Source organism: Haemophilus paraphrohaemolyticus (genome assembly GCF_002015045.1).
Classification (GTDB): domain Bacteria; phylum Pseudomonadota; class Gammaproteobacteria; order Enterobacterales; family Pasteurellaceae; genus Haemophilus_A; species Haemophilus_A paraphrohaemolyticus.
The window spans coordinates 208733-233993 of record NZ_MUXX01000012.1 but is presented as its reverse complement, the minus strand read 5'-3'; the positions used below and the strand labels follow the sequence as shown (position 1 = coordinate 233993).

Here is a 25261-nt window from a genome sequence, read left to right as displayed (position 1 = left end):
CCTTTGATTGAATAAATTTAGAACAGCTAAATTAAGAAATGGTTGTACCTTCAGTGGTTCCCGTAATCACTTCGCGTAATGCACCCGCTTTACCCATATTAAACACTCGAATTGGCATACCGTGGTCACGTGCAAGGGTGAATGCTGCTAAGTCCATTACTTGTAACTCTTTGTCGATCACTTCAGCATAAGTCAATTGATTATATAACACTGCATCAGCAAATTTTGCAGGATCTTTATCATACACGCCATCCACTTTTGTCGCTTTTAACACTACATCCGCTTCAATTTCAATACCACGTAAGCAAGCCGCTGAGTCTGTGGTAAAGAATGGGCTACCTGTTCCCGCTGAGAAAATCACCACACGACCTTCACGCAACATTTTAATCGCTTCAGACCAGTTGTAAGTATCGCAAATCCCGTTTAATTGGAATGCAGACATCAACTTCGCATTAACATCCGCACGGTGCAACGCATCACGCATCGCCAAACCGTTCATCACGGTTGCAAGCATCCCCATATGGTCGCCTACAACACGGTTCATCCCCGCTTTCGCTAATTTCGCCCCACGAAATAAGTTACCGCCACCGATTACGACGCCAACTTCCACGCCCATTTCAATTAACTCTTTAATCTCAAGTGCCATACGATCCAAAATCGATGGGTCAATACCAAAGCCCTCATCACCTTGTAAAGCTTCGCCACTTAATTTTAACAAAATGCGTTTATAAATCGGTTTGCTCATTTTAATTGCCTCTGTGAAGTGAAAACAAAAATCGCAGTATTATAAAATAAAACTGCTCGATAAACTAGCTCATTCTGCTATCTCAAACTCGGTCTTTCACAATGACTTTTCTCTTGAAATATAAATATTCAACAAGCGGTAAATTTTTATTCGTGTTTTACAAACAAAAAAGCCTTTATCGCTTTTCGCTATAAAGGCCTTAATACATTTAGATTTTACGCAAACCCTTTCAATCCAACCACTTCAACCAACTCTTGGTTATTGGTGATCTTACGCACTAACTTATAAGTCGTACCGCGTTCTGGGCTGATATTTTCTGGAGCAGCAATTAGCAGCTGCATATCCAAGCGCCCGCAAAGCTCGAAGAGCGTATTGATAGACATCGCATCAAGTCGCGCAGCTTCATCCAAGAATAGCAAGCGACAAGGGAGAATATCTTTCGCTCGTAGGCGACGAGATTCTTCTTCCCAGCTTTGCACGACCATTAACAGGATAGACATCCCCGTACCGATCGCCTCACCCGTTGAAAGTGCACTACTTTCCGCACGTTGCCAGCCATCTGCACCACGGTCGGTTTCGACTTCTAGATCGAGGTAATTGCGGTAATCTAACAACTCTTCGCCAATGGTTTGCGGTGTACGTTGTCCCATATCAATATGAGGGTTCACACGTTTATGCAACATCGCAAGTGCTTCTGAGAAGCTGAGTTTTTCGCTCTCAAACAGATCTTTGTGCTGTTCGCGATCTTGACTCAATGCATTCAACAACATCGCGTGTGTATCGCGAATTTTCACATCTAAACGCACCCCTTTTACTTGACCGAAAGCGATATTTTGTAAACCTTGGTTCAATTGAAGAATACGATTTTGCTCACGCTGAATGGTTTTACGTAAAATATTTGCCACACTTTCTGCACTGATCGCCAATTTTTTCTCACGATTCGTCAGTTCACTGGTTAAGCGAGAAAGCTCAATTTCCATCTGCTCAATCGCATCAATTGGGTCATCTGTTTTGATAATATCTTGGCGAATACGCTCACGTAAATGGCGATAAACTTCAATAAAGAATGCTACTTTCGTTTCTGGTTTACGGCTATCTTCAGATGCTCGCAAGCTATCACGTAAGTATTCGTTATTCGCCACAGCGGTACGTAATGCACCCAACGCTTTATCCGAAATCGAACGCAATTCATCCGATGAATGATACGCCAATTCACGGCGGTTCAAGCGTTTTTCTACATCGCTGTTGCGAGAAAGTTGTAACACCAAGCACCAGCTAGCTTTCGCTGCTACCACAGTGGCACGTTGATTTTTATAATCACGTTCAACTTTACGCAATTCGCGGCTAAGGTTCTCAATTTCTGCTTCAATACTGCCCAACTGTTTATCAAGGAACGTTTTGCGCGCACGTTGTTGGCTTAAGCGTTGATGTAACTCTTCACGCCGCTCAATAGCACGCTCTTCCGCCTGTGCATCACCACGTACCCCCAGCATATCCATCTCACGGATAAGCTCTGCCAACATCTGATTTTTCACCTCATAGGCACTGCGTAACCCGGTTAAGGTTTGATGGTATTGGCTGTATTGCGATTGTGCTTGACGCAATTGATGACGAGCCTGCTCTCGCATTTGTTGAGCCTGTTCCAACTCCGCTCGTAGCTGTTCGGTTAAGCGAGAACCTTCCGCTCCCACCGCATCTTCATAACTGAAATGTACACGGCGTTGCATTACATCTGAAAGCGCAAACACCTTTTGTTGCAATGCTTTTTGGGTCTGTTTCGCCTGATTGTATTCCGTTTCCAGCTCTTCAAAACGGATTGGATCGTTACGAAGTGAGCTGGCAATTGGCTCAAGCTGAGCGATATAGTTGCCATATTGACGCACAAATTGCTCATCATCTTCCGCTTCCGCCAATTGTTCACGGCAAATTTCTGCACGCTCAATTAACACATCGTCATCAAGTAAATCGGCAAGCGGTAAAATTTTGCTTAACAATTGCAATTGTATTTTGACCGCATCCAATTGATTGCGAAGTTGCTGTTCATTTCCGACCGCTTGATTAAGCTCACGCTCAATTTCGCTACGCTCTGCCACAACCGCTTGCATCGCCTCTTCTGGGTTTTCTTGGAACGCAATATTTAAATGCGTGCCAACAAATTGGCTTAAATGTTGATGCAAGCGTTGGCATTTTTGCACATCAAACGAAAGTTCTGCATGTTTTTCCGCCACTTCATCGCGTTCAGCTTTCAATACTTCAACATGTTTTTCACGAGCGGCACGACCAAACAACGGCACAGCAGGGAATTTCGAATAACGCCATTGACGCTCTGAAACTTTTACTACTACGCCCTCATTCAACTCATCAGCACTAAAGACAGCGTCATCAAAGGCAGTTGGATCGCCTTCGATTAAATAGAGATCGTCTGGGCAATCATCTAAGGTTTCGAGCTGTGCTTTTACGGTCTCTAAATCGCGTACCACAATCGCGTGACGAGCCTCGCCATATAATGCCGAGAAATAAGGGGCATCTTCAAGTGATACATCATCATAAAGCTCAGAAAGCAACACGCCACCAAAGCGTTCTGCCAGCTGATTTAAACGCGGATCTTCCGAACCATCTGGCTGGCTCAGTTGTGAAATCTCATCACTTAATTGCTGTTCTTTGCGTGCCAACGCATCACGAGCAAGCGTTGCTTCACGCTCTTTTGCCAGCATATTTTGCATAAATTGCAGCACCGCTTGGCTTACTTCAAATGTTTCGCCACACTGCTCTTCCAAACGGGTTAAAGCAGATTGAGCAGTGTGCCACGCAGGAGCATTTTTTGCCAATTGGTTATATTGATTTTGGAGCTGTTGTAGCTGTTGGCGTTGGCTTGAACGAACTTCAACAAGCTCGGCAAGTTCCGTTTCTAAATCTTCGCGTTTTGCCTGTTGCTCTTCAAAGTGATTTTCAAGCTCGTCTGCGTGGCTAAACTCACTTTGCGTTCTTTGATTAAGCTCTGCCAACAAGCGCTTTGCTTGCTGTTGTTGTTGCAAGCGTTGTTCAAGCTCGTGCAATTTCTGGCGTAATCCGACCGCTTGTGTCGCACGCATTTTTTGTTCTGGGAAAGCATTAAGCAGTGATTTAGCTTCCTCAAACGCTCGCAAGCGGTCTGTTTCGCCCACAATTTTGCAAACTAATTCATAGGCTTTTTCAAACTGCTCTTTCGCCATATCTGAAACAGATAAGCGCTGTTCTAAGTCGAACACTTGGTCGGTAATTTCATCGGCTTGGGCTGAAAATTCTGAGTGATAATCTTCAATATTGTGTAAGTCTAAATTCGCCAAACCTGAAAGCTGTTTTGCTTTTTCAAGGGCAGCAACCGCTTGTTGATATTGCAAAGCACGTGTTTGTTGAGCATCTAATGCTTGCTGATAATCCGCAAGCTGAGCACGCAAATCTTCCACGTGTGCTTCCGCATCATCAGCTTGGTGTTGAGCCATTTCCACCGCTTCAGAAACTTCCTCAATCACCATCTGTTGCTCTTCAAGCTTCTCGTTGAGCTCTTCAACGTCATCTTGATAACGTTCTACTTTCTCTTGATGGCGTAACGCATTTTGCACCAAGTTTAAATGATCGTTCGCAGAATTAAATTCTGCCTCTAGTCCTTGTTCAGTCGCCTCAATTTCCGCCGATTCACGGCTAAATTCTACTAAACGATGTTGCTCAAGCTCACGCTTCGATTTTAAATTCGCCCACGCTTGACGGAAACCCAACGCCTGTTGAATATTTCCTAAACGCTCGTTTGCATGACGCATATAGTCCGCCGAGACATAATCGGTTGAGTGGGTAATCAACTGCTTAAACATATCGCGATCTGACTGCGTAACTTTGATCGCTTCAAGCGTCATACGGTTTTCACGCAATGCCGATTCCATATCTTGGAATGCTTGGCGAACGCCCGTATTTTCTGGCAATAAGTAATCACGTAGCGACTTGGTAATCACACTTGAAATACCGCCGTAAAGCGATGCTTCGATCAATTTGTAGAACTTACTACGATCGCTTGCGGAACGTAAACGTTTCGGCAATACGCCCACATCAAACATAAAGCTGTGGTAATCGGTAATGGATTGATATTGCTTGAATTGAACGTCCGATTGCTCAAACTTTTCTTTTACTTCATTCAATGCCAGCACGCGTGCTTTAACGCCCATTTGTTCAGTCAGAACATAGATAATCTGCTGATCAAAGGGTACGTTTTGTAATGAAAATGGACGAATATCCACTTTTTTGTCTCGCCCAGCAATCTGTTGCAAGCGCACGCCTGTGATAACACGCTGACCACGAGAGTTCACGCTTTCCAACACCGCATAACAAACACCCGCTTTTAATTTACCGTATAACCCTTTATCGCGAGAACTCGAAGTTGAACCTGCTTCAGTGGTATTACGGAAGTTTAAAAGCGTTAAATCAGGAATTAAGGCAGTCACAAAACCTGCCATCGTGGTGGATTTACCCGCACCATTACCGCCCGAAAGCGTGGTGACCAATTCATCTAAATCAAAAGTACGAGCAAAAAAACCGTTCCAGTTAATCAGTGTTAAGGAGCGGAATTTGCCGCGTTCAATCTGTTGTGGCTGAATTGTCGGTTGCACAATCATTGTCTCTTGTGCGTTCTCTTCTAAAATTAAATCCGTGTTACTCATTAGGATTTTTCCTTTATCTATTTAATTCTGTATTGATAGTAGCGGTTAATTGATCTGCTGGTGTATCTTTAATATCAAATAATTTCTGAGATCGAGAATATACTTCAAAGCCATCCGGTTTTGCCTCTTGCAAAACGCGTTCTGCATTATTTGCTAAATTAGCAATCACAAAGTCGAAATGTTCTCTTGGTACATAACGAGGTTGCATACCTTGAAGTGCTTGTTCCTTTGCTCTTTTTAGTGTGCTGTTCCAACTCTGCTCTTTAGGGCAAGTACAAATTAACACATTGGTTTGGTAACCATAATGCTTAAAATTTGCAAGTTCTTTAAGAGGCACATCAGCGGTGCGAAAAGTCCCTTCAATCAATAAATTAAAACGATGTGCTACAGCTTCATCTCGAATACGTTGCACCATTTTACCTGTAAATTCGCCTGTATATTTCGAAGCCTCTTTACCATATTGCTGATAAATTTCATGGTAATACTGATGGTAAGGGCGAAATTCATCTCCGTTAATTATCAGCAAATTGAAATCTAAACGCTTACCCATTGCAAGAGAACCGAAGGATTTTCCAGCACCAGGTTGTCCACCCAGTAAAATAGCAACAGGGTACTCTTGTGGGGTAACCAGATTTTCAGCTAGCAAATTTGCCCAAATTTTAGGGAAATTTCGCTCAACATCAGCCTCAACATCATAAGCATTGATATCAAAGTTTTGCATAAAACCTCTAAATTGCTCGTGATGAATGGTATTTAGCACCAATCTCTTTCACTTGGCTTGAGAGCAACTCGAAGTCGATCTCCTCAGGTTCGGTACGATATACTTGCCCTCTTAAACAGCTAAGAAAAAGTTGATCTTCATTGAGTGGTAATTCTAAAATTTTACTTAAATCTGCTTGAGTGCTTGCGATTAACTCAATCAACACATCTTTTTGCATTAACGTACACATTATTCCTCACCCTCTGCAAAATCTTCCTCGTTTTCTACCGCTTGTTCTTCTGTATCAGCTGTAGGATTTGGGGCTGTTGCCTCGCCATCACGAATCAAGCGTAATTGCGCTTCGCGGTAATCATCTCCTGCGCGAACGTCCGCACCAAAACGGAAAACGGAAACGGAAATTACAAATTTCTTGCTGTTTTGATCGCCAATACGGGTAATCATTCCGATACGAGCCAAGCGACGCAAGGCTCCACTCACTTTTTCGACCAATTTAGCCTTATCTAAATCTGAACCTGTAGAACGTGGATTTACCGCTTTTAACAATTTTTGTTCATCGGCAAGGTTCAACAACTCTTCATAAACATCATCATAGCTAAACACGCCTTGTTGTGCCAAGCGCTCTGGACTCAAATAGAGGTAGCATAATACTTTACCCACCAACATCTCCATTTCAGACATAGCAGCGCGGTTAATCAAGGTTGAAGCACGTGGGCGAAGGTAGAAAAATCCTTCTGGTGCACGGATAAGATCCACGTGATAGCGGTTGTAAAACTGTTCAAGTTCTGCTTGGAAATCCATCAAAAATGCGTGTTCATCAAGCAAATCAATACTAATATGACGACCTGCACGCAATTGGCTATCAAGGCTTGGAAAAATAGGGTTTGCAATCGCCACCGCTAATTTAGTTGAAATCACATCTTGAATATTTTCTGTCATAATTTTTCTCTTTTTGCTTGATTACTGGTATTGATCAATCACGTGGGCTTGCACTTCCGCCCCTGTCTCGTTAATCGCTTGCCATTCTGGATAAACAGCTTGGCTATCTAAACTTGCCATACCCAATTTACTTGCTTGATCTACGATAATACGTGCCACATCAAAATGGCGAGAATGTGGATAGCGAGCCAATTGTTCACGTAAAACCACACCTAAGTCGATTGGCTTACCTTCAGCTCTAAATTGTGCGAGATAAGCCTGCATCATTGCCACGATTTGCTCTTGTACATCGCCGATGGATTGATATTCCAACTCGGTTGGTAATTCACCAACCGCTTCTGCTTCGTTAAATTCAGTTTCATCATCACGCAAATCCAGGAGCGACTCCGCTTTCGCGGTGTAAAGCATCCAAGGTGCATCAAAATAATCTTGAATAGATTGACGCAAACGCTGACCAAATACACGGTTTTTATCCATATCAATCGCGGTACGAATAAATTTATGCACGTGACGATCGTAACCAATCCAAAGATCGATTGCCTGTTGCCCCCAGCTCATAATGCGGTCTAATTTATTTTGCAGATTAACCACTAGCTGATCGATGAAATCTAAATCGTAACGACCTATTAAACAGCTTTGAATACGCAACAGTTGTGCTTGCAATTTATCGCCCGCTGCATTTAACGTATCTTGCAACTCTCGTAGATTACCCGATGTTTCGTCTAATAATTGTTCACAACTCGTGATCGCCTCGTGCCAATTTTGACTTAAAAGATTCGCAATTCTCTCACGAATTTGGTGCTGATTTTCATCCATAATGCGTTGCGAAAGATCGATGCTATCGAAAATTTCTGCTACCGAATATTTCAATGGTGCAAACACATTATTTCGCCAATGACGTTCATCTCCGCCCTCTTCTGCGGCTAACGATGCTTTTTGAATTTCACTTGCCACAATAGATAGTTGAATTGAAAGACGCAGGCTAGAAAACTCACGCTGCCGAATATAGTAATTCGCAATGCCGACTGCCAGCGGGGTAACACGATAAATCGCCAATCCTTCGGTAAATTCGCTCGAAAAACGGTTTAGAAGACGTTGTTTTACCAGATCGTTGATCGCATTATTTGCACGCTGGGAAAGCGTAAATTCTGAGTGTTCAAAAGTTTGAGAAACATAGCGAAACAGATCAATTAAATCACTCTCAAGCAGTTCACCATCAATTTGTTCTTGGTTAAAAATAGAAATTGCCAATAAAAAGGCAAGGCGTTCAGGCGGGAGCGAAAGCGAAAACTCACTCTCTTTCGTCCATTGGATAAGCTCTGGAATAGTGTGTGCCAATTCGTTCTGTGCAGTTTCGTTCAGCATAAGGCTCATATTCGTATATCATCAAAAATGGGGTTTATTGTACAGGAAAGCTGTTTAAATAGAAATTGGAAAAGAAAGGCTATTTCTACAACTTCCCATACCTTTATATTTTAATTACACGCTTTCTGGCTACGTTCAACTGCCGTTAGCATTCCTCTTAATAAATTCAATTCATTGCTTTCTAATTCAGCACGTTGATAAAGACGGCGAAGCTTAAGCATAACCGCATCATTGCGAATGAAGCCAAGTGCTTTATAAAGCCTTTCTGTGTGTTGGTAAAAATGCTCTAAGGCTTCGGCGTTCGGGTAATCTTTTTCGACTGCTGCAAGCGGTTGGTTTTTAGCAAAGTTTTGCGAATTTTCGACCGCTTGTTGATGACTAAGATACGCCATTCTTACTTCATAGGCTACTAATTGCACTGCCATAGCCAAGTTGAGTGAGCCATATTCAGGATTGGTTGGAAAGTTTAAATGATAATGGCATTTGAGCAATTCTTCATTGGTTAGCCCAACACGTTCACGCCCAAAAACGAGGGCGACTTTGCCTTGTTCGGCTCGTTTTACGACTAACTCTCCGCAGGTGCGCGGTTCAATCAAACTATTTTGTAGATGGCGTAAACGAGCACTCGTGCCAATCACAAGCTGGCAATCGGCAATAGCTTCGTCAAAGCTGTCAAAACTTTGAGCATTTTCAAGGAGATCTTTTGCCCCTGCCGATAATGCAAAAGCATCTTCATCAAGCGGTTGTTTTGGTGCAACCAATCGTAAATGAGAAATCCCCATAGTTTTCATTGCACGTGCAGCCGAGCCAATATTAGCGGGCAGAGAGGTTTCAACAAGGATAATTTGAATTTGATCTAAAATATTCATTTTGGTTTTATTTGAAGCGTTTTTTATATCGGCTAATTCTATCAAATTTCGGTTTCATTATGAAATTATGAATTTCGTCAAATAATTAAATTGATAGGCGTAATTTTTTTACAAATTTGACAATTTTAATGGTAGAGTTATGGCATTTTTTAAAAACCATAAGGCTACATTAGTAGCTTAACTATATAAACCCCAATCCAATACAGGAGTCTTTATGCTTATTGGTGTACCAAGAGAACTGTTAGACGGCGAAACGCGTGTTGCTGCAACACCGAAAACCGTTGAGCAGATTAAAAAACTCGGCTTTGAGGTGATCGTTGAACACGATGCTGGCTTTAAAGCAAGTTTTGAAGATGATGCTTTTGCGAAAGCAGGTGCGTCTGTTGGCACAACACAAGAAGTTTGGAACGCAGACATCATTTTTAAAGTGAATGCCCCAACTGAACAGGAAATTGCCCTTATTAAAGAAGGTGCAACCCTTGTGAGCTTTATTTGGCCAGCACAAAATCCACAATTGATGGAAAAATTAAGTGCGAAGAAAATCAATGTGTTAGCAATGGATGCGGTGCCGCGTATCTCTCGTGCACAAGCATTAGATGCTCTTTCTTCTATGGCAAACATTTCTGGTTATCGCGCAGTTATTGAAGCGGCAAATGCGTTTGGTAGCTTCTTTACAGGTCAAATTACGGCAGCGGGTAAAGTTCCGCCTGCGAAAGTGCTTGTAATTGGTGCAGGTGTAGCAGGTTTAGCAGCAATTGGTGCAGCGAATAGCTTAGGCGCGATTGTGCGTGCGTTTGACTCTCGCCCTGAAGTAAAAGAGCAAGTAAAATCAATGGGCGCAGATTTCTTAGAAATTGACTTCGAAGAAGAAGGCGGCTCAGGCGATGGTTATGCGAAAGTAATGTCAGAAGAGTTCAACCGTCGTGCGATGGAACTTTACGCTGAACAAGCGAAAGAAGTGGATATTATTATCACGACAGCTGCAATTCCAGGTAAAGCAGCACCACGTTTAATCACGAAAGAGATGGTAGATTCAATGAAACCAGGCTCAGTCGTTGTAGACTTAGCTGCAGCTACAGGCGGTAACTGCGAATATACCAAAGCAGGCGAAGTGGTGATAACAGACAATCAAGTAAAAGTGATTGGCTACACCGACTTCCCAGCACGTTTACCAACCCAATCTTCACAACTTTACGGTACTAACTTAGTGAATTTATTAAAACTATTAGCACCTAACAAAGATGGTGAAATCAACATTAACTTTGAAGATGTGGTATTACGCGGCGTAACCGTTGTTCGCGAAGGCGAAGTAACGTGGCCAGCACCACCAATTCAAGTTTCTGCACAACCGCAAAAACAAGCGGCAGCAGCACCAGTTGAGAAAAAAGAAGAGAAACCAACCGATCCACTCGTGAAATATGGCGTAATGGCAGGTGTTGGCGTGTTATTCCTTTGGTTAGCTTCTGTTGCACCAGCAGCATTCCTATCTCACTTTACCGTATTCGTTCTTGCTTGCGTAGTGGGTTACTACGTAGTTTGGAACGTTAGCCACGCATTACACACCCCATTAATGGCGGTAACCAATGCGGTTTCAGGGATTATCATCGTAGGGGCGGTGTTACAAATTCGCCAACCAACAGGTAATTTCTTCATTGATATTCTTGCTTTCATTGCGATTCTCGTTGCAAGCATCAATATCTTTGGTGGTTTTAAAGTGACGCAACGTATGCTTGCAATGTTTAGAAAAGGTTAAGGAGAAGCAAGATGTCATTTGGATTTGTTACCGCAGCGTACATTATTGCTGCTATCCTCTTTATTATGAGCCTAGCGGGACTTTCTAGACACGAAACCGCAAAAGCTGGTTGTTGGTATGGTATCGTGGGTATGGCAATTGCATTAGTTGCAACCATCTTTGGCCCACAATCACAAGGCACACTTTGGATCTTAATTGCAATGGCAATTGGTGGTTTCATTGGTGTGAAAAAAGCCCTTAAAGTGGAAATGACTGAAATGCCAGAGCTTGTGGCAATTCTTCACAGCTTTGTAGGTTTAGCTGCAGTATTAGTGGGCTTCAACAGCTGGGGCTTACACGTAGAAGCAGTTGCACCTGCAAACTTAGATGAAGTAGCACTTGCTGCATTCCACGCAGAACAAGCAACTCTTGCGAACATTCACAACGTGGAAGTGTTCTTAGGGATCTTCATCGGTGCGGTAACCTTCTCTGGTTCATTAGTTGCGTTTGGTAAATTAAGCGGTAAATTATTTGGTCGCAAAGTAAACTCTGCGGCATTAAACCTTCCGCACAAACACAAATTAAACCTTGCGGCATTAGTGATTTCAGCTTTCTTAATGGTGTCATTCTTAAACAGCCCAGATAATATCTTCCCTGTATTAATTATGACAGCAATCGCACTTGCATTCGGCTGGCACTTAGTCTCATCAATCGGTGGTGCCGATATGCCAGTGGTGGTGTCAATGCTTAACTCATACTCTGGTTGGGCAGCGGCTGCAGCAGGCTTTATGCTAAGCAACGACTTGTTAATCGTAACAGGGGCGCTAGTAGGTTCTTCAGGTGCAATCCTTTCTTACATTATGTGTAAAGCGATGAACCGCTCATTCATCAGCGTAATCGCAGGTGGTTTCGGCACAGAAGTAAAAGCAAGCACTGGCGAAGAAGAACAAGGCGAATATCGCGAAACTTCAGCAGAAGAAGTAGCAGAAATGCTTAAAAATGCAAGCTCTGTGATCATCACTCCAGGATACGGTATGGCGGTAGCACAAGCGCAATACCCTGTGGCAGAAATCACCGCAAAATTACGCGAAAAAGGCGTGAATGTTCGCTTTGGTATTCACCCTGTTGCAGGTCGCTTACCTGGTCATATGAACGTATTATTAGCAGAAGCAAAAGTACCTTACGATGTGGTATTAGAAATGGATGAAATCAACGACGATTTCGAAGAAACTGATGTAGTATTAGTTATCGGAGCAAACGACACCGTAAACCCAGCAGCATTAGACGATCCATCAAGCCCAATCGCAGGTATGCCAGTATTAGAAGTTTGGAAAGCACAAAATGTAGTGGTATTCAAACGCTCAATGGCAGTAGGCTACGCAGGCGTTCAAAACCCACTCTTCTTCAAAGAAAACACCCAAATGTTATTTGGTGATGCGAAAGAACGTGTGGATGATATTTTAAGAGCGTTGAATGCGTAAATTAAATAAATCATAACAATAAAAAACCTGATTGAGAGCAATTTCAATCAGGTTTTTTATTCTCTTGCACCCTCTAATTCAAAACTCACAAGTTATTTTGTTTACCTTAAATCAGCTTATTCAATATTAAATTTATGGTATAACAAGCTTTTAAATGCTCACATTCCCTATCCCAGTTTATAAACATCTAAGAAAGTTATTTAGATTGAATCGAGTATATAATGATTTTATAGATCAATTTAGCGCATTTTTTAAGTTTTATGAGTTTACTCTTATCACATTTTTAAATATGACAACACAATATAAAAAAGCCCCCAATAAAGGAGGCTATAAAACTCAACGTAAATTAACGTTTTTTCGCTTTTGCATTTGGAAGGTCTGTAATTGAGCCTTCAAACACTTCTGCTGCTAAACCAACAGATTCATGAAGCGTTGGGTGGGCATGGATAGTTAATGCAATATCTTCTGCATCGCAACCCATTTCGATTGCTAAGCCGATTTCACCTAATAATTCACCACCATTGCTACCTACAATCGCACCACCTAATACGCGGTGAGTGTCTTTATCGAAGATAAGTTTAGTCATACCTTCTGAACATTCAGAAGCAATCGCACGACCTGATGCCACCCAAGGGAATTTCGCCACTTCGTAGTTTAAGCCTTCTTGCTTACACTCTTTCTCTGTTTTACCTACCCATGCCACTTCTGGCTCAGTATAAGCGATTGATGGAATCACTTTCGGATCGAAGTAGTGTTTTTGTCCTGCAATCACTTCTGCTGCAACGTGACCTTCATGCACACCTTTATGTGCTAACATTGGTTGACCAACGATATCACCGATTGCGAAGATATGAGGTACGTTAGTACGCATTTGTTTATCTACACGAATGAAACCACGCTCATCAACTTCAACACCTGCTTTACCTGCATCGATTAATTTACCGTTTGGTGTACGACCAATAGCAACAAGTACTGCATCATAACGTTTAGTATCGTTACATGCTTTACCTTCCATTGAAACATAGATACCATCATCTTTTGCTTCAACTGCAGTTACTTTAGTTTCAAGCATTAACTTGAATTTTTTCTCGATTTGTTTGGTGTAGATTGCTACAACATCTTTATCTGCCGCTGGGATAACTTGGTCAAACATTTCAACCACTTCAATCTCTGAACCTAGAGAGTGATAAACTGTACCCATCTCTAAACCAATGATACCGCCCCCCATGATAAGAAGTTTTTTCGGTACTTCTTTTAATTTAAGTGCATCTGTTGAATCCCAAATACGAGGGTCTTCATGCGGGATGAATGGTAATTGAATTGGACGAGAACCCGCCGCAATAATTGCATTATCAAATTTAACAGTAGTTGGATTACCATCACGATCACGTGCCACTAATGTATTTGGATCAGTAAATGCTGCTAAGCCTTCAACCACGGTCACTTTACGTGCTTTTGCCATACCTGCTAAACCGCCTGTTAATTTAGCGACTACAGCATCTTTACCTGCACGAACTTCGTCTAAATTGATAGTTGGTTCACCAAAGTAAATACCGTTTTTAGTTGCGTGTTTTGCTTCTTCAATTACTTTAGAAACGTGTAATAACGCTTTTGATGGAATACAACCTACGTTTAAACATACCCCACCTAAAGTTGAATAACGTTCTACAAGAACGGTTTCTAAACCTAAGTCAGCACAACGGAACGCAGCTGAATAACCTGCAGGACCTGCACCAAGTACAACTACTTGGGTTTTAATTTCTTTACTCATATCTTTTCCTTTTCAAGCGGTCGATTTTGTCAATTTTCTTGCAAATCCGACCGCTTACAGATTGATTACATTGCTAAGTTACACGACCTAATTACATTACTAGGCGACGGATATCTGCTAATACACCGTTGATGTAGCTTAAGAAACGAGCACCATCAGCGCCATCGATCACACGGTGGTCGAATGATAATGATAATGGGAGCATTAAGCGTGGAGCGAACTCTTTACCGTTCCATACAGGAGCCATTTCAGATTTAGATACACCTAAAATTGCCACTTCTGGTGCATTCACGATTGGGGTGAAGTGGGTTGTACCAATACCGCCCAAACTTGAAATCGTGAAGCAACCGCCTTGCATATCTGAACCTGTCAATTTGCCTTCGCGTGCTTTTTTCGAGACTTCCATCAACTCGCGAGATAACTCAATAATGCCTTTCTTGTTCACATTTTTGAACACTGGAACGACTAAGCCATTTGGTGTATCTACCGCCACACCGATGTTGATGTATTTCTTAATTGTTAATTTTTGACCATCTTCAGAGATTGAGCTGTTGAAACGTGGGAACGCTTCTAACGCTTTTGCAACCGCTTTCATAATGAACACAACTGGTGTAATTTTCACATCAAGTTTTTGTTTTTCAACAATCTTGTTCTGTTCTTTACGGAATGCTTCTAACTCTGTAATGTCGGTACGATCGAAGTGTGTCACGTGTGGAATCATTACCCAGTTACGGTGTAAGTTCGCACCAGAGATTTTGTTGATGCGGCTTAATTCAACTTCTTCTACTTCACCGAATTTACTGAAATCTACTTTTGGCCATGGTAATAAGCCTAAGCCAGCACCATTCGCTACACCGTTACCCGCTGCTTGAGCTGTTGCACCACTTTCGTAAGCTTTCACTGCAGTTTTCACATAAGCTTCGATGTCTTCTTTAACGATACGACCTTTACGACCTGTACCTTTCACTTTATCTAAGTTCACACCGAATTCACGTGCTAAACGACGAATCACTGGTGTTGCGTGAGCGTAACCTGCACTTGCTACCACTTGCTCTTGGCTTAAGCCTGCAACGTTACCGCTTTGTGCTGGTTGAGCTGCTGGAGCAGGGGCTGCAGCTTGTGGAGCCGGAGCCGCTGCTTGTGCAACTGGAGCTGGCGCTGCTCCCGCCACTTCAAAACGCATAATTAATGAACCTGTTGAAACTTTATCGCCTGATTTCACTAAAATTTCTTTCACTACACCTGCAAATGGTGCTGGCACTTCCATTGATGCTTTGTCGCCTTCAACGGTAATTAAAGACTGCTCTTCAGTTACAGTATCGCCTACCGCTACCATAATTTCGGTTACGTTTACTTCATCGCCACCGATATCAGGTACATTTACATCTTTAATTGCTGCTACTGCTGGCGCTGCAGGCGCAGCCACTTGAGCTGGAGCAACTTCCGCTACTGGTGCCGCAGATGCCGTTTCAAATTTCATAATTAATTTACCAGTAGAAACTTTATCACCTACGTTGATTAAAATTTCTTTTACTACACCTGCGATTGGTGCTGGGACTTCCATTGAAGCTTTGTCACCTTCAACGTTGATGATAGATTGGTCAACTTCTACTGAATCGCCTACTTTCACCATAATTTCAGTCACATTAACTTCATCGCCACCGATATCTGGTACATTAACTTCAACAATTGCTGATGCTGTTGCAACTGGCGCTGGAGCCACTGCTGCAGGGGCTTCAGCAGCTGGTGCTACACCTGCTGCTTCTAATACTAACATTGGTGAACCTGTGGTTACTTTATCGCCCACTTTAACTAAGACTTCTTTTACAACACCTGCTTCTGGTGCAGGTACTTCCATTGAAGCTTTATCACCTTCAACATTGATGATTGATTGATCAGCAGAAATGGTATCACCCACGTTTACCATCACTTCTGTTACGGTAACTTCATCGCTACCGATATCTGGTACATTAATTTGTTTTGACATTTTGGTAATCCTTCTTTTTGAAATGGGTAGGGAATCCCTACCCTATTTTGCAAAATTCTAACTTATTTAGACCGCTTGCATTATGCGTATAACGGGTTAATACGATCTACATTCAAGCCGAATTTCGCGATAGCATCTGCAACTACTTGGCTCGATACTGTACCTTCCTTCGCTAATTGTGAAAGTGCTGCAACCACAACATAACGTGCGTCTACTTCAAAGTGTTCACGTAAGTTTGCACGGCTGTCTGAACGACCAAAACCGTCAGTACCTAACACGTGATAGTGTTTGCTTGGTACGAATGCACGGATTTGATCTGCGTATGCTTTCACATAGTCCGTTGAAGCCACTGTTGGTAAATCTGCTAATACTTGAGCAACGTATGGTATGCGTTGTTCCGCTGTTGGGTGTAATAAGTTCCAACGTGCAGCATCGTGACCTTCACGTGCTAATTCATTGAATGAAGGTGCTGAGAACACATCTGAAGTCACACCGTAGTCATTTGCAAGGATTTGTGCTGCTTCACGAACGTGACGCATAATCGCACCAGAACCTAATAGTTGAACATGACCTTTGCCTTTACCTTTAACGGTTTCGAATTTATATAAACCTTTACGGATACCATCTTCTGCACCTGCAGGCATTGCTGGTTGATCCATAACTTCGTTTAATGTGGTCATATAATAGAACACATCTTCTTGTTTTTCGCCGTACATACGGTTGATACCGTCTTGCATAATTACTGCAACTTCGAATGCGAATGATGGGTCGTAAGTTACACAGTTCGGGATAATACCTGCTTGGATATGGCTGTGACCATCTTCGTGTTGTAAGCCTTCGCCGTTTAAGGTTGTACGACCTGAAGTCCCACCCACCATGAAACCACGAGCTAATTGGTCACCAGCAGCCCACATCATATCGCCTACACGTTGGAAACCAAACATAGAGTAATAGATGAAGAATGGAATCATCGGTTGGTTGTTTACAGAGTATGAGTTCGCTGCTGCTAACCAAGATGCGGTTGCACCTAATTCGTTGATACCTTCTTGTAATACTTGACCATCTTTCGCTTCACGGTAGTAAGCCACTAAGTCTCGGTCTGAAGGTACGTAATTTTGACCGTGTGGATTGTAGATACCAACTTGACGGAATAAACCTTCCATACCGAATGTACGCGCTTCATCCGCAATCATTGGAACGATAGTTTTACCAATGTTTTTATCTTTTAATAAGATGTTTAATGCACGAGTAAACGCCATTGTGGTTGAAATACCACGCGGTTGTTCTTCTAATAATGCTTTAAACTCTTCTAATGCAGGAACTTTATATTCAACATCAAATTTAGTACGACGAGCAGGAACATAGCCGTTTAATGCTTTACGATGGCCATGTAAGTATTCATACTCAGGCGTGCCTTCAGCAAATTTAATGTATTCTAATTTTTCTACTTGCTCATCTGTTAATGGTAATTCAAAGAAGTCACGGAAACCTTTAAGGCTTTCGTAAGACATTTTTTTCGATTGGTGAGCAGTGTTTTTACTTTCCGCTTCAGGGATTTTATAACCTTTCACTTGGTGTGCTAAAATTACAACTGGTTTAGTTGCTTTTTGTGCTTTCGCATACGCTGCGTAAAGTTTTTCACTATCGTGTGCACCGCGACGTAATGCCCAGATTTCATCATCTGTCATATCCGCTACTAATGCTGCAGTTTCTGGGTAACGACCAAAGAAGTGTTCACGTACGTAAGCACCATCTTTTGATTTGAAGGTTAAATAGTCACCGTCAACTACCTCCATCATTAACTGAGTTAATTTGCCAGAAGTATCTTTGGCGAATAATTTATCCCATTCGCTGCCCCATAATACTTTGATAACTTCCCAGCCAGCACCTGTGAATAAACCTTCTAATTCTTGAACGATTTTACCGTTACCATTAACTGGACCGTCTAAACGTTGTAAGTTACAGCTAATAGTGAAGATTAAGTTATCTAAGTGCTCGCGTGCAGCGAAAGTTAATGCACCTTTAGACTCGATTTCATCCATCTCACCATCGCCTAAGAATGCGTACACTTTTTGATCTTTGGTGTCTTTTAAGCCACGGTTATCTAAGTATTTTAAGAAACGAGCCTGGTAGATCGCGTTTACTGGACCTAAACCCATTGAAACGGTTGAGAATTGCCAGAATTCAGGCATTAATTTAGGGTGTGGGTATGAAGATAAACCGTCTGCAAAGGCTTCTTGACGGAAGTTATCCATTTGTTCTTCAGTTAAACGACCTTCTAAGAAGGCACGTGCGTACATACCTGGTGCAGCGTGACCTTGGAAGAAAATTAAATCGCCACCGTTTTTCTCGGTTGCAGCTTTGAAGAAGTGGTTATAGCACACTTCATACATGGTTGCAGCAGATTGGTATGTTGAGATGTGACCACCTAAGTCAAGATCTTTTTTCTGACTACGTAAAACCATTGCGATCGCATTCCAACGTACCGCAGAACGGATACGACGCTCAATTGCGTGATCACCTGGGTAAGCAGGTTGCTCAGATGCTGGGATGGTGTTTACGTAATCTGTTGTTACGCCTGTAGGTAATGAAACGCCATTTGTGCGAGCTTGACCAATAACTTGCTCAATGATGTATTGAGCACGCTCAACGCCTTCTTCACGAATTAATGAATCTAATGATTGTAACCAATCTTGAGTTTCGATTGGATCTACGTCATTTACTAAAATCTCTGACATAGGTTTTCCCTTAATGTATTGATTATTGAATGGAAATAGGGCTAAAAATAAACCCTATCGTGTGCTGAATGCTTATGCAATAAGCCTTAACAACAACTTGCACTCTCAACTAAATTGCCTTACAAATTATTGTTAAAGCCTATCACACAATCTATATCTATTTGATTTACAAGGATTTTCTGATGCTTGTGAAAATGTTGTAAAAATGTAGATAAATTTTTAAATAAAGATAACAAAAAACGGTTGTTTTGTCTATTTTTTTGACCTGTGCAATGGGGAAAGATAAGCTGAGCCTATGAGTGTTTAACCAAGCTTAATCTCTCTTGCTAAATCTTGAATTAATTTCGGTCCTGCGTAAATCATCCCTGAATAAACTTGCAACAATTTAGCCCCCGCATCAATTTTTTCTTGACCCGATGTGACAGAATGAATACCGCCGCTACCAATAATCGGCAATGCGCCATTTAATTCCTTAGCAAGCGTACAGATTAAACGCGTGCTCAGCGCATGCAATGGCTTACCGCTTAAGCCACCTTGCTGCTCTGCATTTCTAAGCCCCTCCACAGGATCGCGAAAAAGCGTAGTATTCCCCGCAATCACCCCATCAATTTGATGACGAACCAAACTATCCGCCACCGATGCAATCTCTTCTTCGCTTAAATCAGGGGCAATCTTCAACACAAGCGGTTTATACTTGCCAAATTTTTGCGAAAGCTTAGTTTGTTCCGCTTTGAGTGATTTTAATAAATCATCTAACGCCTCACCATACTGTAAAGTACGAAGGTTTTTGGTATTTGGCGAGGAGATGTTCACAGTAATATAATCTGCATGCTCATAAACTTTACGTAAACAAATCTGATAGTCATCTAACGCTCGTTCTATCGGGGTAATCGCATTTTTACCGATATTGATACCAAGAATGCCATCGTATTTCGCTTTTTTGACATTCTTAACTAGCACATCTACACCCAAATTATTAAAGCCATTACGGTTAATAATGCCCTCAGCTTCCACAATGCGGAACTGACGTGGTTTCTGATTCCCATCTTGAGCCAGTGGTGTTACCGTCCCCACTTCAATGAAGCCGAACCCAAGTTTACCAAAGCCATCAATCGCCTCGCCATTTTTATCCGCTCCCGCGGCTAAACCAATCGGATTTTTGAATTTTAAACCCATTACTTCGGTTGGATTTTGTGGCATAGGTAAAATAGGAAAAGGCAGATTTCCTGCTAATTTGAGTAATTGAACGGTGAAATTATGTGCCGTTTCAGGCTGCATAGAAAAGATAAATTTGCGAATAAGAGAGTACATATAAACCCGAAAATCATAGAAAAAAACCCAATCTTTCGACTGGGTTTAAAAAATTAAGCATCAAACATTGCTGAAATCGATTCTTCATTGCTGATACGGCGAATCGCTTCTGCAAGCATACCAGATAAGGTTAATGCACGAACTTTGTTCAGTGCTTTAATTTCATCAGAAAGAGGAATAGTATCGGTTACCACAACTTCATCTAACGCTGGGTTTGCCAAGTTTTTCGCTGCTGTACCTGATAATACTGCGTGAGTAGCATAAGCAAACACTTTCGTTGCACCACGTTCTTTTAACGCTTCTGCGGCTTTCACTAAAGTACCGCCTGTGTCGATCATATCATCAACAAGGATACAATCACGACCAGCCACATCGCCAATGATGTGCATTACCTGAGAAACATTTGCTTTTGGACGACGTTTGTCGATGATTGCCATATCCGCATCGTTTAATAATTTTGCGATTGCACGAGCACGCACCACCCCACCAATATCTGGTGATACAACGATTGGATTGTTTAGGTTAGTTTTTTGAAGAATATCATTGATAAGCACAGGAGAACCGAATACGTTATCTACTGGTACATCAAAGAAACCTTGGATTTGTTCTGCGTGAAGGTCACAAGTTAAAACACGATCCACGCCCACACTTGAAAGGAAATCTGCTACGACTTTTGCTGTAATTGGCACTCGAGCTGAACGCACACGGCGGTCTTGACGCGCATAACCAAAATAAGGAATTACAGCGGTAATACGACCTGCTGAAGCACGGCGTAATGCGTCTACCATGACGATCAATTCCATTAAGTTATCATTCGTTGGTGCACAAGTCGATTGCACGATAAATACATCTGAACCACGTACATTTTCATTGATTTGAACTTGGATTTCACCATCACTGAAGCGTCCCACTGTAGCATCACCGAGAGAAATATAAAGACGTTCTGCAATACGTTTTGCAAGTTCTGGCGTTGCATTACCTGCAAACAATTTAATATCTGGCATTGGAATAGATCCTTTAGGATAAGTGTATTAAAAAAGACGTTGGTGTAACGGTGAAAGGTTCTGCCCTTTTGCCACAAAGCCAAACACGTTATCAGGTCTTTGAACAAAAACGGCATTGGCTTCATCAAAACTGTCAAATTCAGCAAAAATACAAGCCCCCGTTCCCGTTAAACGGAACGTGGCATATTTTACCAACTTTGACATCAATTCTTCAACCTCGAAATAATGATCTCGAACAACTTTTTCGCAATCGTTTTCCCATTTTGCATTTAATAACGCTTCCATCGTCCGTTTAGGTGTATTACGGGGCAAGTTCGGATCGCGAAAAACAGCAGGGGTTGAAATTGATACATCAGGCTTTAACACCACATACCATTTCTCAGTAGGTTCACAAGGCGTTAAAACCTCCCCGACTCCCTCCGCAAATGCGGCAAAACCTCGTACAAAAATCGGCACATCCGCCCCAAGCGACAAGCCTATTTCTGCAAGTTGCTCAAGTGAAAGCCCCGTTTGCCATAAATGATTTAGCCCGACTAATACCGTTGCCGCATTAGAAGAGCCGCCCCCTACGCCACCACCCATAGGTAAATTTTTAGTTAAACGGATTTTTACACCTTGCTTACAAGCGGTTTTTTCTTGCAAAAGTTTTGCCGCACGATAAATCAAATTCTGATCTTTCGGCACATCTGGCAACTCATCAAGCAACACGATCTCGCCGTCATCCGTCACCTCAAATTCCAATTCATCGCCAAAATCTAAGAATTGGAATAGCGTTTGCAATTCATGATAACCATCCGACCGCTTACCCGTGATATACAGAAAGAGGTTTAATTTTGCAGGGCTTGGTAATTTCATTGGCTTATTCCTATTAGTGTATCCAATTATCCACACGGATTTTTAGGGTTTGTGAACCATTTTCGAGTACAATCAATTTCGGTAAATTCGGCTGACGCGTTTCATCGTAAGAAACATAAGTTACTTTCCACACCACTCCATTCAGCGGATAACTAAATTGTGCTAATTGGCGTTTTTCATTGACCATATAATTCCCCTCTTTTTCTGGTAAACCTTTGAGCCAATACGCAAACTGATCAATAGGGAAAGATACGCCAATAATCTCTTGCATTAACGTATCAATATCGCGATCAGAACGGCTATTGCCTTCGCTATCAGAAACGGTTAAACCTCGCGCATTGCGGTGTAATTTCAACGATTTACTCGAAAGATTGGATGAAAGCTCCAAACCAAAATTGTTGGCATTTTTATATTGCCAATCAAAATGCGAAGAAAAACGCTCTTCAGGCGAAATATAACCAAACTGCCCTTTGGCTTGATAACCGCTGATTTTTTCAAGCTGAGCTAGATGAGCTTGCCACAGAGGATCATTATGCGGAATTTGAACGACAGGCTGCTCAATTTGAGTAGGCGCATCCAGCACCGATTGGCAACCAACAAGAAAAAGCGAAAGGCTCAACGAGCCAAGAAGAGAAAGTTTTTTCATACTTTGCATAGACATATAATAAAGCGGTGAGATTTCTGTAAAATTTTTCAAATTCTACTCGAAATCTCACCGCTTGTCTTAATTTTCATGAGGCCGATGGCTAAACGTGCGATTGATTATCTGGCAATGTGCCTTCAATCTCCTCCACTAACTCGCCATTTTTGAAAAAGACATAACCACCGTTTTTCATTTTGATCCAATTTTCATTTTTTGTAAGTGGCTGAGTGGCAATAATGGTCACTTTATCATTTTCGGTGGTGTATTTGCTGAAATCAATTTCCACATCATCATCGCGCAGTGCCTTGCTAAATGGTGCCTTACGTGTCACATAATAAAGTCTGGTTGAACAGCGTGCGATCATCCAATGTCCGTTCGACATAATAAAGTTAAACACACCGTGGGTCGCAATATCTGCTGTAATTTCGACCACAGCATCAAAAATCTCTTTTTCGCTCGGCTTTTTATCAAAACGTTCACGCAAACGCGATACAATACAACAAAATGCCGCTTCAGAGTCTGTCGTGCCAATCGGTTGATAATGGCAATCAGCACAAGGGCGAACGCCTTCCACCGTGCCATTATGAGCAAAAACCCAGTTTTCGCCCCACAGTTCACGAATAAAAGGATGGGTGTTTTCCAAATTCACATCGCCACGTGTTGCCTTACGAATATGCGAAATCACGTTAAAAGATTTAATACGATATTGGCTGACTAAATCTGCCATTGGAGAAGATGCACCAGGGCGGTTATCACGAAAGATACGCACACCCTTACCTTCAAAAAAAGCAATACCAAAACCGTCCGTATGCTGATCAGTTACCCCCGCCCGTCGCCGAAAACCTTCAAAAGAAAAAGTAATATCGGTCGGTGTATTACAATTCATTCCTAATAATTGACACATAATTTCACTTCTTAAAATATTTCTGAAAATTACGCCCCATTTTGGTGAATTATTCGGGGAATTTCAATAGCATTTGATCAAAAAAATTAGAGTAAATTTTTATTGTTTGCTACTTTTTGGAATAAAAATCAATTAAAGTTGATCAAACAAACCTATTGCAAAAATAACAAGACTAATCGCAATCGCATACATAATCACGCCAGTAATGAAATCCAAGATTTGCCAAACACGGCGTTTTGCAAAATAAGGGGCGAGAAAGCCAGCTCCATAGCCCACACCAAAGAACCAAATCAAAGAACAGGTTAGCGCTCCTGCCAGAAACATCCATTTTTCAGCAAATGCCAATTTTCCACCAATTGCGCCTAAAATCACTACCGTATCAATATAAACGTGCGGATTTAAAAAAGTAATCACAAACGTAATCATCAATGTTCTTTTTAGACTGGTTGCCGAGCTATCACTCTCTTTTAATGCACCACTCTGTTTAAACATACTAATAAAAGATTGGCTGCCATAAGTGAACAGAAAAACCACACCTAAAATCGCCACTAAAAAACTGACCAGAGGCGATTGAGAAATCAATTCTCCCAAGCCTAGCATGCCGATTGTCATCAAAAGCACATCGCCTAAAAAGCATAAAAGTGCGACGGCAAAAACGTGCTGTTTTAAAATACCTTGTTTTAATAAAAAGGCATTTTGTGCCCCAATAGATACAATCAAGCCAAAACAAACTATTAAACCTTGAATAAAATGTTCCATTTTTCCTCCATTTAACTTAGCAAGCGGGCAATTATACGCAACTTTTTACAAAATTAAGGTATAATTGCCCGAATTTTATTTTGACAAGAGAAAAGAAAATGTCTGTAATCAGTGAAAACCAAGCGTGTATCGTGATTGCCATTGCAGGGGCCTCCGCTTCTGGCAAAAGTTTAATCGCCTCAACCATTTATAAAGAGCTAAAAGAAGAGTTAGGTTCGGACGACATCGGAATTATTTCAGAAGATGCCTATTATAAAGATCAAAGCCATTTGACGATGGAAGAACGTATTAAAACCAACTACGACCATCCGAGCTCAATGGATCACCATTTATTGGTTGAACACTTACGCCAATTAAAACAAGGCAAATCTATCGACATTCCTGAATATGATTATGCGGAACACAACCGCAAAACCTCTACCACTCGCTTTGATGCAAAAAAAATTATTATCCTTGAAGGTATTTTATTACTTACCGACGAAGAAATCCGAGATGAAATCAATGTTTCTATCTTCGTTGATGCACCTCTTGATATCTGTTTTATCCGCCGTTTACAGCGCGATATGGTTGAACGTGGTAGAACAATGGAGTCTGTAATTGAGCAATATCGTAAAACCGTTCGTCCAATGTTCTTGCAGTTCATTGAACCATCAAAACAATATGCCGATATTATCGTGCCAAAAGGTGGAAAAAACCGCATTGCGATCAATATCTTAAAAGCCCAAATTCAACAATTATTAGGGAAAAAATAA

General features: G+C 41.7%; 19 protein-coding genes. 3 read left to right on the top strand and 16 right to left on the bottom strand.

Annotated elements, in window-relative coordinates; translation table 11 throughout:
* Positions 1-31: 31 nt before the first annotated feature.
* The 7 genes from pyrH to trmJ form a co-directional block, all read right to left on the bottom strand.
* Positions 32-745 (bottom strand): UMP kinase, encoded by a 714-nt coding sequence (pyrH, locus tag B0184_RS06740; RefSeq protein ID WP_005708728.1) that lies wholly within the window; start codon positions 743-745, stop codon positions 32-34.
* A 215-nt stretch (positions 746-960) separates the two neighbouring features.
* Positions 961-5388: a chromosome partition protein MukB gene (mukB, locus tag B0184_RS06735; RefSeq protein ID WP_416036917.1), complete on the bottom strand. Its 4428-nt coding sequence runs from the start codon at positions 5386-5388 to the stop codon at positions 961-963.
* Positions 5389-5446: 58 nt separating this feature from the next.
* On the bottom strand, positions 5447-6154 hold the full coding sequence (locus tag B0184_RS06730) for a zeta toxin family protein (RefSeq protein ID WP_005708800.1): 708 nt from the start codon (positions 6152-6154) through the stop codon (positions 5447-5449).
* Between the two features lie 7 nt (positions 6155-6161).
* Positions 6162-6383, bottom strand: a complete 222-nt coding sequence (locus B0184_RS06725; RefSeq protein WP_005708682.1) for a hypothetical protein — start codon at positions 6381-6383, stop codon at positions 6162-6164.
* The gene (gene mukE, locus B0184_RS06720) at positions 6383-7090 is read right to left on the bottom strand and encodes a chromosome partition protein MukE (protein ID WP_078177653.1); all 708 of its coding nucleotides are present in this window, start codon (positions 7088-7090) and stop codon (positions 6383-6385) included. Before mukE ends, B0184_RS06725 begins: the two co-directional genes overlap by 1 nt.
* Before the next feature lie 21 nt (positions 7091-7111).
* Complete coding sequence (gene mukF / locus B0184_RS06715) at positions 7112-8455, bottom strand: chromosome partition protein MukF (protein WP_078177658.1); 1344 nt, start codon at positions 8453-8455, stop codon at positions 7112-7114.
* A gap of 110 nt (positions 8456-8565) precedes the next feature.
* Positions 8566-9324: a tRNA (cytosine(32)/uridine(32)-2'-O)-methyltransferase TrmJ gene (gene trmJ, locus B0184_RS06710; RefSeq protein WP_039851383.1), complete on the bottom strand. Its 759-nt coding sequence runs from the start codon at positions 9322-9324 to the stop codon at positions 8566-8568.
* A 214-nt stretch (positions 9325-9538) separates the two neighbouring features.
* Between trmJ and pntA the strand changes: the two genes are divergently transcribed.
* Positions 9539-11077 (top strand): Re/Si-specific NAD(P)(+) transhydrogenase subunit alpha, encoded by a 1539-nt coding sequence (gene pntA / locus B0184_RS06705; RefSeq protein ID WP_005708819.1) that lies wholly within the window; start codon positions 9539-9541, stop codon positions 11075-11077.
* An 11-nt stretch (positions 11078-11088) separates the two neighbouring features.
* A complete protein-coding gene (gene pntB / locus B0184_RS06700; RefSeq protein WP_005708901.1) occupies positions 11089-12537 on the top strand; it encodes a Re/Si-specific NAD(P)(+) transhydrogenase subunit beta in 1449 nt (482 codons plus the stop codon).
* 346 nt (positions 12538-12883) lie between these two features.
* On the opposite strand, the gene lpdA is transcribed toward pntB, so the two are convergent.
* The 9 genes from lpdA to B0184_RS06655 all read right to left on the bottom strand — a co-directional run bounded on the left by lpdA (position 12884) and on the right by B0184_RS06655 (position 24509).
* A complete protein-coding gene (lpdA, locus tag B0184_RS06695; RefSeq protein ID WP_005708823.1) occupies positions 12884-14308 on the bottom strand; it encodes a dihydrolipoyl dehydrogenase in 1425 nt (474 codons plus the stop codon).
* A 91-nt stretch (positions 14309-14399) separates the two neighbouring features.
* Entirely contained in the window at positions 14400-16295 is a 1896-nt protein-coding gene (gene aceF / locus B0184_RS06690) for a pyruvate dehydrogenase complex dihydrolipoyllysine-residue acetyltransferase (protein ID WP_005708854.1), read from the bottom strand.
* Positions 16296-16375: 80 nt separating this feature from the next.
* Positions 16376-19033 (bottom strand): pyruvate dehydrogenase (acetyl-transferring), homodimeric type, encoded by a 2658-nt coding sequence (aceE, locus tag B0184_RS06685; protein ID WP_005708678.1) that lies wholly within the window; start codon positions 19031-19033, stop codon positions 16376-16378.
* 303 nt (positions 19034-19336) lie between these two features.
* On the bottom strand, positions 19337-20344 hold the full coding sequence (gene pyrD, locus B0184_RS06680) for a quinone-dependent dihydroorotate dehydrogenase (protein ID WP_005708791.1): 1008 nt from the start codon (positions 20342-20344) through the stop codon (positions 19337-19339).
* Positions 20345-20397: 53 nt separating this feature from the next.
* On the bottom strand, positions 20398-21348 hold the full coding sequence (locus B0184_RS06675) for a ribose-phosphate pyrophosphokinase (RefSeq protein WP_005708697.1): 951 nt from the start codon (positions 21346-21348) through the stop codon (positions 20398-20400).
* Positions 21349-21375: 27 nt separating this feature from the next.
* A complete protein-coding gene (gene ispE, locus B0184_RS06670; RefSeq protein ID WP_005708810.1) occupies positions 21376-22203 on the bottom strand; it encodes a 4-(cytidine 5'-diphospho)-2-C-methyl-D-erythritol kinase in 828 nt (275 codons plus the stop codon).
* 13 nt (positions 22204-22216) lie between these two features.
* Entirely contained in the window at positions 22217-22849 is a 633-nt protein-coding gene (gene lolB / locus B0184_RS06665; protein ID WP_039851355.1) for a lipoprotein insertase outer membrane protein LolB, read from the bottom strand.
* A gap of 100 nt (positions 22850-22949) precedes the next feature.
* Complete coding sequence (locus tag B0184_RS06660) at positions 22950-23750, bottom strand: class II glutamine amidotransferase (protein WP_005708769.1); 801 nt, start codon at positions 23748-23750, stop codon at positions 22950-22952.
* 132 nt (positions 23751-23882) lie between these two features.
* The gene (locus B0184_RS06655) at positions 23883-24509 is read right to left on the bottom strand and encodes a LysE/ArgO family amino acid transporter (protein WP_005708866.1); all 627 of its coding nucleotides are present in this window, start codon (positions 24507-24509) and stop codon (positions 23883-23885) included.
* A 98-nt stretch (positions 24510-24607) separates the two neighbouring features.
* Between B0184_RS06655 and udk the strand changes: the two genes are divergently transcribed.
* Complete coding sequence (gene udk, locus B0184_RS06650) at positions 24608-25261, top strand: uridine kinase (protein WP_005708776.1); 654 nt, start codon at positions 24608-24610, stop codon at positions 25259-25261.